The sequence below is a fragment of the Rhodococcus sp. Chr-9 genome (genome assembly GCF_000801125.1).
GTDB classification, from domain to species: Bacteria; Actinomycetota; Actinomycetes; order Mycobacteriales; family Mycobacteriaceae; genus Rhodococcus; species Rhodococcus pyridinivorans.
Window position 1 is genome coordinate 1 of the sequence record NZ_JTIZ01000006.1, and the last position, 14,384, is coordinate 14,384.

11 protein-coding genes and 1 pseudogene are annotated in these 14,384 nt (G+C 68.4%); 8 read left to right on the forward strand and 4 right to left on the reverse strand.

The window, feature by feature from the left end:
• Window positions 1-262 (reverse strand): annotated as a pseudogene (locus QR64_RS00470) (glucose-6-phosphate isomerase); the annotation flags it as partial.
• A 119-nt stretch (window positions 263-381) separates the two neighbouring features.
• Between QR64_RS00470 and QR64_RS00475 the strand changes: the two are divergent.
• A complete protein-coding gene (locus tag QR64_RS00475; protein WP_006553757.1) occupies window positions 382-1,833 on the forward strand; it encodes an NAD-dependent succinate-semialdehyde dehydrogenase in 1,452 nt (483 codons plus the stop codon).
• A gap of 176 nt (window positions 1,834-2,009) precedes the next feature.
• Here the strand turns inward: QR64_RS00475 and QR64_RS00480 are convergent, their stop codons facing one another.
• Window positions 2,010-2,345 (reverse strand): chorismate mutase, encoded by a 336-nt coding sequence (locus QR64_RS00480; RefSeq protein ID WP_006553758.1) that lies wholly within the window; start codon window positions 2,343-2,345, stop codon window positions 2,010-2,012.
• A 234-nt stretch (window positions 2,346-2,579) separates the two neighbouring features.
• Here QR64_RS00480 and pcrA point away from each other — a divergent pair, with 234 nt between their 5' ends.
• Window positions 2,580-4,958 (forward strand): DNA helicase PcrA, encoded by a 2,379-nt coding sequence (gene pcrA, locus QR64_RS00485; RefSeq protein ID WP_039583536.1) that lies wholly within the window; start codon window positions 2,580-2,582, stop codon window positions 4,956-4,958.
• A gap of 110 nt (window positions 4,959-5,068) precedes the next feature.
• Here pcrA and QR64_RS00490 read toward each other — a convergent pair whose 3' ends face one another.
• Window positions 5,069-6,058 (reverse strand): M23 family metallopeptidase, encoded by a 990-nt coding sequence (locus QR64_RS00490; RefSeq protein WP_006553760.1) that lies wholly within the window; start codon window positions 6,056-6,058, stop codon window positions 5,069-5,071.
• Between the two features lie 442 nt (window positions 6,059-6,500).
• Between QR64_RS00490 and sucC the strand changes: the two genes are divergently transcribed.
• Window positions 6,501-7,670 (forward strand): ADP-forming succinate--CoA ligase subunit beta, encoded by a 1,170-nt coding sequence (sucC, locus tag QR64_RS00495; protein WP_006553761.1) that lies wholly within the window; start codon window positions 6,501-6,503, stop codon window positions 7,668-7,670.
• Window positions 7,671-7,686: 16 nt separating this feature from the next.
• Entirely contained in the window at window positions 7,687-8,589 is a 903-nt protein-coding gene (sucD, locus tag QR64_RS00500) for a succinate--CoA ligase subunit alpha (RefSeq protein WP_006553762.1), read from the forward strand.
• 68 nt (window positions 8,590-8,657) lie between these two features.
• Here sucD and QR64_RS00505 read toward each other — a convergent pair whose 3' ends face one another.
• A complete protein-coding gene (locus tag QR64_RS00505) occupies window positions 8,658-9,281 on the reverse strand; it encodes an IMPACT family protein (protein WP_006553763.1) in 624 nt (207 codons plus the stop codon).
• Window positions 9,282-9,364: 83 nt separating this feature from the next.
• On the opposite strand from QR64_RS00505, the gene QR64_RS00510 reads away from it, so the two are divergent.
• Genes QR64_RS00510 through purH form a run of 4 tightly spaced genes read left to right on the forward strand, consistent with a single transcriptional unit; the run spans window position 9,365 to window position 14,359 of the window.
• Entirely contained in the window at window positions 9,365-10,456 is a 1,092-nt protein-coding gene (locus QR64_RS00510; protein WP_039583539.1) for a DUF5336 domain-containing protein, read from the forward strand.
• A 49-nt stretch (window positions 10,457-10,505) separates the two neighbouring features.
• On the forward strand, window positions 10,506-12,107 hold the full coding sequence (locus QR64_RS00515; RefSeq protein ID WP_052227146.1) for a DUF6350 family protein: 1,602 nt from the start codon (window positions 10,506-10,508) through the stop codon (window positions 12,105-12,107).
• Between the two features lie 55 nt (window positions 12,108-12,162).
• Window positions 12,163-12,810: a phosphoribosylglycinamide formyltransferase gene (gene purN / locus QR64_RS00520; RefSeq protein ID WP_024103172.1), complete on the forward strand. Its 648-nt coding sequence runs from the start codon at window positions 12,163-12,165 to the stop codon at window positions 12,808-12,810.
• Entirely contained in the window at window positions 12,797-14,359 is a 1,563-nt protein-coding gene (gene purH, locus QR64_RS00525; protein WP_006553767.1) for a bifunctional phosphoribosylaminoimidazolecarboxamide formyltransferase/IMP cyclohydrolase, read from the forward strand. The genes purN and purH overlap by 14 nt, the downstream gene beginning before the upstream one ends.
• Window positions 14,360-14,384: the final 25 nt, after the last annotated feature.

The window sequence follows — 14,384 nt, forward strand, 5'->3', positions numbered from 1 at the left end:
TGACGTTGATGTGCGCACCCGAGAGCATCGCCTCCCGAGCCGCGGCGATCCCCGCGGTGTCGGCGAGCTCGAGCAGGGCCTGCACGACCGGGGTGTCGAGGCGTTGTTTGCTGAAATCGATCACCAGATCCCCGGCAGGGACCGTCAACGCCGAGACCCTGTCGGGTTCGGTGGTGAACAACTGCCGCAGCGACACCGATTCGAGCCGGTCGCGATGGTCTTCCACAGCTTTCCACGGTGCCGTTGCGGTTACGTCGCTCATGTCGTCGACAGTAGTGCGCCCCGACACGGTGCGCCCGGTGTGCAACTGGGCCCCGGTGTGTGACGAAGGGATCCCTCGGTTTCCCACAGCGAGCGACCGCGACGCGCATGATGGGGCATATGGATGCTGCAGAACTGATTCGGTCCGTCCCCACCGACCTGTTCCTCGGCGGTGAGTGGGTGGCGGCCGAGAACGGAGCCACCTTCGGAGTCCACGATCCCGCGACCGGTGACGAACTCACCCGTGTCGCCGATGCCGCGCCCGGTGATGCCTTGCGGGCCCTCGACGCGGCCGTCGCGGCCGGTCCGGAATGGGCTGCGACCCCGCCGCGAGAACGCGCCGAACTGTTGCGGACGGTGTGGCGGAAGATCACCGAACGCGCCGACGACTTCGCGCTGCTCATGACACTCGAGATGGGTAAGGCACTACCGGAGAGCCGATCGGAGGTGACCTACGGCGCCGAATTTCTGCGATGGTTCTCCGAGGAGGCGGTCCGCATCGCCGGTCGCTACACGCCCGCCCCTGCCGGCACCGGTCGCGTTCTCGTGACGAAACAACCCGTCGGTCCCTGCCTGGCCATCACACCGTGGAACTTCCCGCTCGCGATGGGAACCCGCAAGATCGGTCCCGCCCTCGCGGCGGGATGCACGATCATCGTCAAGCCCGCGTCCGAGACGCCCCTCACGATCCAGCTGCTCGCGCAGCTCTTCGACGAGGCAGGACTACCCAAGGGTGTCCTGTCGGTGCTCCCGTCCTCACATGCCGGTGAGGTCACCGGGCCGCTCCTCGAGGATCCCCGGCTGCGCAAGCTCACCTTCACCGGCTCCACCGAGGTCGGGCGCATGCTCGCCGAGAAGGCCGGTCGTTCGCTGCTGCGCACCTCGCTCGAGCTCGGAGGCAACGCGCCGTTCGTCGTCTTCGAGGACGCCGACCTCGACGCCGCGGTCGAGGGCGCGGTGGCAGCCAAGCTGCGCAACGGGGGAGAGGCCTGCACGGCCGCGAACCGCTTCCACGTCCACAACTCGGTGCGCGACGCCTTCGTCGCCAAGCTCACCGAACGCATGGCGTCGTACAAGCTCGGGCCGGGAACGGACCCCGACGCGACGCTGGGCCCCCTGGTCAACGAGAACCAGAAGAAGACCGTGATCGAACTCGTGCAGGACGCGGTGTCGGCGGGTGCCTCGGTGCGCCTGGGCGGTGAACCCGCGGACGGACCGGGATGGTTCTACCCGGCCACCGTGCTCGACGACGTGCCGAAGCAGGCCCGCATCCTGCAGGAAGAGGTCTTCGGGCCGGTCGCGGCCGTCACCGGCTTCGACACCGAGGAGGAAGCCCTCGCAGCGGCGAACGATACCCGCTACGGGCTCGCTGCCTACATCTTCACGCGCGACCTCGACCGGGCCCTGCGCGTGTCGCATGCGCTCGAAACGGGCATCGTCGGTGTGAACCGCGGTGTCGTCTCGGATGTCGCGGCCCCCTTCGGCGGAATCAAGGATTCCGGGCTGGGACGCGAGGGCGGTACCGAAGGCATCGAGGAATTCCTCGAAACCAAGTACATCGCCCTGCAGTAGGGAACTCGGCGATGGTCGGGACGGCCTCGCCGTCAGTGACGCGGACGGCCACGCCGTCAGTGACGCGGACGGCCTCGCCGTCAGTGACGCGGACGGCCTCGCCGTCAGTGACGCGGACGGCCACGCCGTCAGTGACGCGGACGGCCTCGCCGTCAGTGACGCGGACGGCCTCGCCGTTAGTGGCCCAGGCGGCCACGCCCGAGGCGGAGCAGCAGCATCGCCAGGGTGTGGCCTTCCTGGCCCAACTCGCTGAACCGCTCGAGGACCTTCATCTCGCGGCTGTGCACGAGACGGGTACCGCCGGACGCCATGCGGGTACGCCCGATCATGCGGGAGACCTCGGTGCGGCGCTTGACCGCGGCCAGGATCTCGGCGTCGAGACGATCGATCTCCTTGCGGAGCTCCTCGATCTCGGCCTCGGTGGGCACTGCGGTGTCGTCGGTCGCGGCCGGTGTTCCGGCGTTCGCCTGGTCCGGCTCGCCGGAAAGGGAAGAATCGATGTGCGTGCTCATGTCGTCTCCTCGCATCTGCTCTGAAGGATCGCCCGTATGGGAGCGGCTGTTACCGGTATCGGGTCGGGCCGGCAGTCGGGAATCGACAGCGACAACCGGAACTCGATCCGAGCCTGCAAAGGACAGAAGACATGGTCTCCAGTTTGCCACTCACCATGTAGGCCCTGCCACTCGGCTTGATCGACTGTGTGGTCCGGATCCGTTGTCCGAACGGTCCGGTAGTTTGGTGAAACGATGAACACTCCCGTCGCGCTCGCAAACTCCCGCCCCGGATCCGATGCTCTTCTCGAAGGGCTCAATCCGCAGCAGCGGGAAGCGGTCACGCACGAAGGAGCCCCGCTGCTGATCGTCGCGGGCGCGGGCTCCGGCAAGACTGCGGTGCTCACGCGTCGCATCGCCTATCTGCTGGCCGAGCGCGGCGTCGTCCCTGGTCAGGTGCTCGCCATCACGTTCACCAACAAGGCCGCCGCCGAGATGCGCGAGCGGGTGGCGGCTCTGGTGGGGCCGCGCGCGAATGCGATGTGGGTCTCGACCTTCCACTCGAGCTGCGTCCGGATCCTGCGCGCGCAGGCGGGTCTGCTGCAGGGCATGAATTCGAATTTCACGATCTACGACGCCGACGATTCCCGTCGTCTGCTCACGATGATCGCGAAGGATCTCGAACTCGACAGCAAGAAGTACTCCGCCCGGCTGCTGTCCACACAGATCTCGAACCTGAAGAACGAATTGATCGGGCCGGAAGAAGCCGCCCACGAGGCGGAGACCGATTCGGCGGCCACCGAACTCACCCGCGTCGTCGCTCGGGTCTACGCGCACTACCAGCAGCGCCTGCGCACGGCGAACGCCTTCGACTTCGACGACCTCATCGGCGAGACGGTGGCGCTGCTGCAGGCTCATCCGCAGGTCGCCGAGTACTACCGGCGCCGGTTCCGTCACGTCCTGGTCGACGAGTACCAGGACACCAACCACGCGCAGTACGTGCTGGTGCGCACCCTCGTGGGCGATCCGGAGGAGGAATCCGCCGTCCCCCCGAGCGAACTGTGCGTGGTGGGCGACGCCGACCAGTCGATCTACGCCTTCCGCGGCGCCACGATCCGCAACATCGAGGAGTTCGAGCGCGACTATCCGCAGGCGCGCACGATCCTGCTCGAACAGAATTACCGCTCCACCCAGAACATCTTGTCGGCGGCCAATTCCGTCATCTCCAAGAACACGGGTCGCCGCGAGAAGCGGCTGTGGACCGATTCGGGTGAGGGCGAACTCATCACCGGCTACGTCGCCGACAACGAGCACGACGAGGCGCGGTTCGTCGCCGCCGAGATCGACCGGCTCGTCGACGGCGGCGACACCACCTACTCCGACATCGCGGTGTTCTACCGCACCAACAATGCCTCCCGCGCGTTCGAGGACGTCTTCATCCGGCACGGTGTGCCCTACAAGGTCGTCGGCGGTGTGCGGTTCTACGAGCGCAAGGAGGTGCGCGACGTCGTTGCGTACCTGAAGGTGCTCGACAACCCCGACGACACGGTGAGCCTGCGCCGCATCCTCAACACCCCTCGCCGCGGTATCGGCGATCGTGCCGAGGCGTGCGTGGCGGTGCACGCCGAGCGGCTCGGTGTGAGCTTCGGGCAGGCCCTCGCCGACGCCGCGGCCGGCAAGGTCGCGCTGCTGAACACGCGGGCGCAGAAGGCGATCGCCGGTTTCGTCGAGATGATGGACGGCCTGCGGGCGATGCTCGTCGCGAGCGACGCCGACGGCAACGACATGGTGGACATCGGCGACGTCGTCGAGGCGATCCTCGATCGCACCGGATACAGCGCCGAGTTGTCGGCGAGCGACGACCCGCAGGACGGCGCCCGTCTCGACAACCTCCACGAACTCGTCAGCGTGGCAAGGGAATTCAGTGCCGACGTCCGTAACGCGGCCGGGATCGTCGACGACGAACGTGAAGAGGGGGATCCCGAACCAGGATCGCTCGCGGCGTTCCTCGAGAAGGTCTCGCTCGTCGCCGACGCCGACCAGATCCCGGAGAACGAGGCCGGTGTGGTCACGCTGATGACGTTGCACACCGCGAAGGGCCTCGAGTTCCCGGTTGTGTTCGTCACCGGTTGGGAGGACGGCCAGTTCCCGCACATGCGTGCCCTCGGCGATCCGGCCGAGCTGTCCGAGGAACGGCGACTCGCGTATGTCGGCATCACGCGCGCCCGGCGTCGTCTTTATCTCACGCGGGCCGTGTTGCGTTCGTCCTGGGGGCAGCCGCTCACCAATCCGGAGTCTCGTTTCCTGCAAGAGATTCCGCAGCACCTCATCGACTGGCGACGCCTCGAGCCCACGCCCGCCCGTGGTCAGACGATCGGCTCGGGCACCGGTTCACGGTTCGGTGCGGGCGAGCGGCGCGGATCCTCGGGAACACCGAGTTTCGGTGCGGCGCGCGGACGCAACAATCACTTGGTGCTCGACGTCGGCGACCGCGTCAGCCATGACAAGTACGGTCTCGGAACGGTTCTCGAAACTCGGGGCTCGGGCCCCACGGCCACCGTCGTGATCGACTTCGGCAGTGCCGGCAAGGTGCGGTTGATGCTCGTCGGCGGTGTGCCGATGATCAAACTGTGATGCCCTGAAAGCCTGTGTCAGGCGCGGATTCGCACGAAAGAACGGGTCCGCGCCGAAGCGGGAAAGAGGGCGGAACGGGACGCACGCCGAACGTACGGCGGCGAGGTCGGTCAGTCGCGCTGGATGCCGAGGGCGATACCCCGGGTGGCGAGCCACGGGACGGGATCGATCTTGTCGACGCCGTTGAGGTGCACCTCGAAGTGCAGGTGCGGGCCGGTGGAGAAGCCGCGGTTGCCCATGGTGGCGATCTGGTCGCCGGCCATGACGTGTTGACCCACGGTCACCAGGGACTGGTCGATGTGCCCGTACACGGTGATGGTGCCGTCGGCGTGGAGGAGGCGGACCCACATGCCGAAGCCGGAAGCCGGGCCGGAATCGATGACCTCACCGTCGGCGACCGCGAGGATCGGGGTGCCGATGGGGCCTGCGATGTCGACGCCGGCGTGGAGGGTGCCCCAGCGTGCGCCGAAGTTCGAGGTGAACGACCCCGCGGCGGGGAGGACGAACAGCGGGCGACGGGCCGCGGCCTCGCGCGCAGCGCGTTCCTCGCTGAATCGCTGGCCCTTGGCCAGGAGATTCGAGAACTGCGACAGGTCGTTCGGGTCGGCGATGTTGAGCACCTGCGGGGCCTGCGACGGCTCGGCGTCGGCGCTCGGCGCGAACTGTGCGGCCTGCGGCACTGCGGTGGCCGTGATGATCGAGGAATCGGCTTCGCCGGCGGCGAGAGCGACCTCGGAGTGCTCGGTGTTCTGTCCCGGACCACCATTGGCTGCGGCCTGGCCCGCGGCGACCACGGCGCCTGCGGCGACCGCGAAGACTGCGGCGCGGCCCTTGAGGGCAGTGGGGGGAGTGGGAAGTCGATGGGCTCCACCGCGGGATGCGGGAGCGGTGACGTCGGTGCTCTCGTCGCGACGATCCTGCGCGAAGCGGTCGTCGCGGACGGCGTGGCCGAAGGAGTCGGAGTAGTAGGTGGGCTCGGAACCGGGGCCGGTGTTGCGGAAGTCCATCGTGGCGGCTTCCCAGGCATTCCAGTCTTCGGGTGCCGATTCGGGACGGCGGGTTCGGCTCTCGGCACTCGGGTTACCAGAGCGCATCGCCATCCTCCGTTCGTGACCTCATCGTTACTTCGACCAGGCGACGGTAACGAAGTGATCGCGGGGGTGGCAAGCCGTAGTTCGTCCGGCGGACGTTATGTGAGTGGCATCACAGTGCAAACCGGGGCAAATTGGGACATGCCCCAGCGGCCAGAGCTCCAAACACTGTTTTCCGACACGTCACGAGTCTGTTGCATCGCGGCAGCATGGGATCCGGTGTCGGGGAGCGAGTGGGTACCTGTCATTCTGAACCGAGTGCTCCGCTCGAACGTGGCGCCCGCCACGTCCCGGGAGGGGAACTGTGAAGTCGTTCCCGGACCTACGCGCGCGTGACCTGTGCCACATGGGACTGCCGCGAGTGATCCGCGGCCCGGCCGAGAAACTAGAGTCCGAAACGACCCGCTCGATACCCCGGAGCGGGCGTGAACGCAGACGAGACGGTGAGCAGATGGATCTCTTCGAATATCAGGCGAAGGAACTCTTCGCCAAGCATGACGTGCCGACGTCGGCCGGCCGTGTTACCGACACTGTCGCCGGTGCCCGCGAGATCGCGGAGGAAATCGGCAAGCCGGTCATGGTCAAGGCCCAGGTCAAGGTCGGCGGCCGCGGCAAGGCCGGTGGCGTGAAGTACGCCGCCACCGCGGACGACGCGCAGACCCACGCCGAGAACATCCTCGGGCTCGACATCAAGGGTCACATCGTCAAGAAGCTCCTGGTCGCCGAGGCCAGCGACATCGCGGAGGAGTACTACATCTCCTTCCTGCTCGACCGCACCAACCGCACCTACCTGGCGATGTGCTCGGTCGAGGGCGGCATGGAGATCGAAGAGGTCGCCGCCACCAAGCCGGAGCGCCTCGCCAAGGTCCCCGTCGACGCCGTCAAGGGTGTCGACCTCGCGTTCGCGCGCGAGATCGCCGAGAAGGGCCACCTGCCCGCCGAGGTCCTCGACGCCGCAGCCGTGACCATCCAGAAGCTGTGGGAGGTCTTCGTCAAGGAAGACGCTCTTCTCGTGGAGGTCAACCCCCTCGTCCGTACCCCGGACGACCAGATCCTCGCCCTCGACGGCAAGGTCACCCTGGATGCCAACGCCGACTTCCGTCAGCCCGGCCACGCCGAGTTCGAGGACAAGGACGCCACGGATCCCCTCGAGCTCAAGGCCAAGGAGAACGACCTCAACTACGTCAAGCTCGACGGCGAGGTCGGAATCATCGGTAACGGCGCCGGCCTGGTCATGTCGACCCTCGACGTCGTCGCCTACGCAGGCGAGAAGCACGGCGGCGTCAAGCCCGCCAACTTCCTCGACATCGGTGGCGGCGCCTCTGCGGCCGTCATGGCTGCCGGTCTCGACGTCATCCTGAACGACGCTCAGGTCAAGAGCGTGTTCGTCAACGTCTTCGGTGGCATCACCGCGTGCGACGCGGTCGCGAACGGCATCGTCAAGGCCCTCGAGATCCTCGGCGACGAGGCCAACAAGCCGCTGGTCGTCCGCCTCGACGGCAACAACGTCGACGAAGGTCGCCGCATCCTCGCCGAGGCCAACCACCCGCTGGTCACGGTCGTCGCCACCATGGACGAGGCTGCCGACAAGGCGGCCGAACTCGCCTTCGCAGCGAAGTAAAGGGACACACAGAACAATGGCAATCTTCCTTACCAAGGATTCCAAGGTCATCGTCCAGGGCATCACCGGCGGCGAGGGCACCAAGCACACCGCGCTCATGCTCAAGGCCGGCACCCAGGTCGTCGGCGGCGTGAACGCCCGCAAGGCCGGCACGACGGTCTCGCACACCGACAAGGACGGCAACCCGGTCGAGCTCCCCGTCTTCGGCTCCGTCGCCGAGGCCATGAAGGAGACCGGCGCCGATGTCTCGATCGCGTTCGTTCCCCCGGCCTTCTCGAAGGACGCCATCGTCGAGGCCATCGACGCGGAGATCCCGCTGCTCGTGGTCATCACCGAGGGCATCCCGGTGCAGGACTCCGCCTACGCTTGGGCGTACAACGTCCAGAAGGGCAACAAGACCCGCATCATCGGCCCCAACTGCCCCGGCATCATCACCCCGGGTGAGGCGCTCGTCGGCATCACCCCGGCGAACATCGCCGGCAAGGGTCCGGTCGGCCTCGTCTCGAAGTCGGGCACCCTGACCTACCAGATGATGTTCGAGCTGCGCGAGTACGGCTTCTCGACCGCCATCGGCATCGGCGGCGACCCGGTCATCGGCACCACCCACATCGATGCCATCGAGGCGTTCGAGAAGGACCCGGAGACCAAGGTCATCGTCATGATCGGCGAGATCGGCGGCGACGCCGAGGAGCGCGCGGCCGATTACATCAAGGCCAACGTGACCAAGCCCGTCGTCGGCTACGTCGCAGGCTTCACCGCTCCCGAGGGCAAGACCATGGGCCACGCCGGCGCCATCGTCTCGGGCTCCTCGGGCACCGCTCAGGCCAAGAAGGACGCTCTCGAGGCGGCCGGCGTGAAGGTCGGCAAGACGCCGTCCGAGACCGCTGCGCTCGCTCGCGAGATCCTGCAGTCGCTCTGACAGCAGCGTCGCCTTCCGTGCGCGCCTTCCGGTGGCGTTCCGCCATCGGGAGGCGCGCACGCGCCGTTTCAGGAGTCGATCCAGTCGACTCCCGCGGGTTCGAGTTCGCCCGCCCCGGACGTCAGTGACGCCACCCAGCCCTCCAGTTCGCTCCGCTCGCGCCCCGCGACGGTGAGGACCACCCGGTCCGCATAGGCCGCGTCGAGCACTGCGACCCCGCGGCCGCGCAGTTCCGCCTCCACGCGACCTGCTTCGCCGTGATCGATCGCGAGGGTGAACTTCTCCTGCTGCCTGCGCTCGACGAGGGGCGCCTCGTCCAAGGCCGTCGCGACCGCACCCGAGTACGCGCGCACCAGCCCGCCCGCGCCGAGCTTGATCCCTCCGAACCATCGGGTTACCACCACCGCGACGTTCACCAGATCCCGGTGGTGCAGGACCTGCAGCATCGGGATGCCGGCCGTGCCGCCCGGCTCCCCGTCGTCGCTCGACCGCTCGGCACGCGCCGACGGGTCGTCACCCACCACGAACGCCCAGCAGTGATGTCGGGCATCGGGATACAGTCGGCGTTGTTCGTCGACGAAGGCGAGCGCGGCGTCGGCCGTGTCGACACGACGAACCGCGGCGAGGAAACGCGAGTGCTTCACCTCCGTCTCGACCACGACGTCGGGGCCCGGGGCGAGAGTGTGCGGCATGGACCCCATTCTCTCGGGTAGTCCCTAGGCTGTTGACTGCAGGACGAGTGACCGACACACACCGATCGACGGCAGGAGAATCGATGACATTCCCCGCAGGCGCATCCGCCCAGAGCAAGGTGGTGCCGTTGTTGCTGCCACTCGCGGTGGCCGTGCTCGGTGCCGTGAACTTCCTCCTCGGCCTCACGCCCTTCGTGAACATCACCTTCGGCTCGCAGGTGGCGCTCACGTCCTTCGATTTCGGCTTCGCCGTCGTGCCGCTGGCCTTCCTGCTCTTCGGCGGTGTGAGCGCGGCGCTGTCGCTGCTCCCCGGCCAGGACCTGCGTGCGGTGGCCGTCGCGGCGTCGGGCGTCGGTTTCGTGACATCCCTGTTCCAGCTCTTCCATCTGCCCGAGGACACCGGGATCGCGTGGGGCGGCGTGACGATCCTCGTCCTCGGTTTCCTGCAGTTCGCGCTGGCGCTCGTCGCATTGCTGTTCGGCCTCGGCATCCTCGTGTCCGGCCGGTCGGGTGAGCGGAGTTCCTTCGGGTCGCCGCAGAGCGCCGGGCAGTACCAGGGATTCGGGACCGGTGCGGGAACAGGTCAGCCCCAGGGCTCCGGTTCGCCGCAGATTTACGGTCCGCAGGGATACGGCCAGCCCTACGGCTCGCAGCAGGGAGCCGTCGGGCAGTCCCAGTTCGGTGCGCCGCATCCCGGACACCAGGCGTATCCCGGACAGCAGACGTCGGGGGAGTACTCCGGCGCGCAGCAGTATTCGGGGTCGCAGCAGTACGGCGGTTCCCAGCAGTATCCGGACGCCCAGCGGTACGGCGGGCAGCAGTACAGCGGAGCCCAGCAGTTCCCCGGTTCCCAGCAGTTCCCGGGCGCTCAGCAGTTCCCGGGCGCTCAGCAGTACGGCGGGGGAGCACAGTATTCCGGTGCCCAGCAGTACGGCGCCGGCCAGCAGTACACGGGTGCGCAGCCGACCCAGCAGTACCCGGTCCAGGAACCGCACGGCGCTCAGGACTCGACGGACCACACCGACACCCGGGCGGACGGCCCAGCCACCCGGGCGGACGGCACAGTGTCCGATGACGACACGACGGGCACGGAACGTCGCGAGGAGACCGGGACCACTGCGACCGGCGACCAGGACGCCACGCAGGCCTTCCGCGCACCGGACGACCAGCGGTGATCGGCGCGCCTGACACCACGATCGCCGTGTCGGTGACACTCTCGAACCGATGACTTCGACGCTCGGCCGGTCCACCCGGCACGTTCCAACCGACGACGACAGCCTGGACCCGGAGCGGTTTCGCATCCTGCTCGGCACCGCGGCCCGCGTTCCGGCGGTGACGCTCGCCGTCGTGGCCACCATCGTCGTGACGACGATGGTCGTCGCCAACAGCGACCTCACCGGCATCTACGCTGCGATCGCCGGCACGTGGCTCGCACTGCACCAGGTGACGCTCACGATCGACGGCACGTCGCTCGGTGTGCTGCCGCTGCTGCCCACCGCGGTCCTGGTGTGGCAGGCGGCGCGCGGGTGTGCGTCCGCGGCCGACGCGCTCGTCGAGAACAGTGGGTACGCCCTCGACCGTCAGGATGTCTCGCGCATCACCGTCGCCGTCCTCGCCGGCCCGCTACTGGTGACCGCGGCGTCGCTGATCGTGCTGCAGGATGCGGCGAGCGTGCTGCCGGTGACGCCTCCGAATGCAGCTGCCGCGCTCGCGTGGGTCACCGCCATCTACCTGGCCGCGGCTCTCATCGGTATCGGCTCCCGTGTGTGGAAGCCGCTGGTGCGCTACTACTCGGCTCCCGATTGGCTCGTGCTCGCCTTCCGTCCGGCACTGCGGGTGCTGCTGGGGATGTTCGCCCTCGGTGGGGTGGCGGTCGTCGCCGGACTGTTGTGGTCGTGGAACGTCGTCGGTGAACTGCTCGCGCGCGGGGATCACTGGACCGGCGTGCTGGGGCTGACGGTGATGTCGATCCTGTACCTGCCCAACGTCATCATCGGTGCCGCGGCCGTTCTGGCGGGCAGCACCGTGCACGTCGGCGACATCCACCTGAGCCTGTTCGAGGCGACGGGCGGTGACCTCCCGGCGCTGCCGGTGCTCGCGGCGGTCCCCTCGGGTCCGGCCGCAGCGTTCTGGCCGGTGCTGCTGGCCGTTCCGGCGACGGTCGGTGCGCTGCTCGGACGTTTCGCCGCGCAGCGAACCCTGCAGGCGAAGGCCGACGGTGCCCCGGTGGGCAGCGCCGACGCTTCATGGACGGTGCTCGCTGCCGCAGCGGGCGCCGGACTCGTCACGGCGCTGGCGACCTGGGTTGCGGGCGGCCCGCTCGGCGTCTTCGGCACGGTCGGCGCCAACTGGTGGCTCGCCGGCATCCTCGTCTTCGCCTGGTCGGGCCTGCTCGGCATCATCACGGCGCAGCTGCTCGTGTGGCGCGAAGGACGATTGGCCGCGGTGGCACTGCGCGCCGACACCGAGGTGGACGAGGAGACCTCGGAGGATGCGACGGACGCGGCCGAGGCCGACGACGCCGCTGATGCAGGAGCCGACAGAGAACTCGAGGCGGCCGAGAACGAGACCTCGGCACTCGAAGCTCCTGTGGCAGAGGACACCACCGCCGCCGAGCGCGAGGTGGCAGAAGCCGACGAGGACGAAGCCGCCGCAGTCGACGAGGACGAGGCTGCCGAGGACGACGCGGAGAGCCTCGAAGAGGATGCGGACGCCGACGACGTCATCGACGCCGAGGTGGTCGAGGTCGTCGACGAGGATGACGCCGAGGACGACGACGAGCCCGCCGAGGAGGTCGCGAACAAGGCCGAAAAGGGTGCCGACTAGGCTCTCCTACGGCCGGTCGATCGGCCGACCCACCTCGACTTCACAGGAGTGGACCCTGACTGCCTCGCGTGACCAGCTGCCGCCCACCGCGCCGGCGCGGCTCGTCGTCCTCGCTTCGGGCACGGGCAGCCTCTTGCGTTCGCTGCTCGACGCCACCCGGACCGACGGATATCCCGCGACAGTCGTCGCTGTCGGTGTCGACCGCGAATGCCCCGCCGAAGGGCACGCCGCCGACGAGGGGATCCCCTCGTTCCGCGTCGCGTTGCGCGACTTCGAGGACCGCACCGCGTGGGACCGCGCGCTGACCGACGCGGTCGCCGCCCACGAACCCGACCTCGTGGTGTCCGCAGGCTTCATGAAGATCCTGGGTTCGGCGTTCCTGGAACGGTTCGCCGGCCGCATCATCAACACTCATCCCGCGCTGCTGCCGTCGTTCCCCGGCGCGCACGCCGTCGCCGACGCCCTGGCCTACGGCGTCAAGGTCACCGGTTCGACGGTGCATCTCGTCGACGGGGGAGTCGACACCGGACCGATCCTCGCGCAGGAAGCCGTGCAGGTGCTCGACGACGACGACGAGGACACCCTGCACGAGCGCATCAAGGTTGTGGAGCGGCGGCTGCTGGCCGAGATGGTCGCCGCCGTCGCCACCCGTGGAGTTGTTTCCGATGGACGAAAGGCCGTGATCCCCGGTGACCGAACGTAAGACTGTGCGCCGCGCGCTGGTCAGCGTGTACGACAAGAGCGGGCTGGTGGAGCTGGCGACAGGGCTCCACGCGGCAGGTGTCGAGCTGGTCTCGACCGGCTCCACGGCCAAGACCATCGCCGACGCAGGCGTGCCGGTGACGAAGGTCGAGGAACTGACCGGCTTCCCCGAGTGCCTCGAGGGCCGGGTGAAGACCCTGCACCCGCGCGTGCACGCCGGCATCCTCGCCGACACCCGCAAGCAGGACCACCTCGATCAGATCGCCGATCTGGGCATCGAGGCGTTCGAACTCGTCGTCGTGAACCTCTACCCGTTCACGCAGACGGTCGCCTCGGGTGCGAGCCCCGACGAGTGCGTCGAGCAGATCGACATCGGTGGCCCGTCGATGGTGCGTGCCGCGGCGAAGAACCACCCGTCGGTCGCAGTCGTCGTCGACCCGGCCGCCTACGGTGACGTGCTCGCCGCCGTCGAGGGTGGCGGTTTCACCCTCGAGCAGCGAAAGCGTCTTGCCGCGCAGGCGTTCCAGCACACCGCCGCCTACGACGTCGCGGTGGCGAGCTGGATGAACAGCGATTACGCGGCGCCCGAGGGCGACGAGTCGCAGTTCCCGGCGTGGACCGGCGCTACCTGGACCCGCGCGAATGTCCTTCGCTACGGCGAGAACCCGCACCAGGCCGCGGCCCTGTACGTGAACGAGGCCGGTGAGCCGGGGCTCGCGCAGGCCGAGCAGTTCCACGGCAAGGAGATGTCCTACAACAACTACCAGGACGCCGACGCCGCCTGGCGCGCCGCGCACGACCACAGCGAGCCGTGCGTCGCGATCATCAAGCACGCCAATCCGTGTGGCATCGCGATCGCCGACGACATCGCCACCGCGCACCGCAACGCGCACGAGTGCGATCCGGTCTCGGCCTTCGGTGGCGTCATCGCCGCCAACCGTGAGGTGAGCGTCGAGATGGCCGAGCAGGTCGCCGAGATCTTCACCGAGGTGATCATCGCCCCGTCGTACGCCGACGGTGCCGTCGACGTGCTCTCCCGCAAGAAGAACATCCGCATCCTGCGCGCCGATTCGCCGAAGTCGGCTCCGGTCGAGATCCGTCAGATCTCCGGCGGGCTGCTCCTGCAGGAGCGCGACGTGCTCACCGCGGACGGCGACTCCACCACCAACTGGCAGCTCGCGTGCGGCGAGGCAGCCGACGAGGCCACGCTGCGCGATCTCGAATTCGCCTGGCGCGCATGCCGTGCAGTGAAGTCCAACGCGATCCTGCTGGCCTCGGGCGGCGCGACCGTCGGTGTCGGCATGGGTCAGGTCAACCGCGTCGACTCGGCGCGACTCGCCGTCACCCGTGCGGGTGATCGCGTCGCCGGGTCGGTGGCCGCGTCGGATGCCTTCTTCCCGTTCGCCGACGGTCTACAGGTGCTGACCGAGGCCGGCGTGAAGGCGATCGTGCAGCCGGGTGGCTCGGTGCGCGACAACGAGGTCATCGAGGCCGCTCGCGAGGCCGGCGTGACGCTGTACCTCACCGGCGCGCGGCACTTCGCGCACTAGTCACGAACACACACGCGCGGCACCC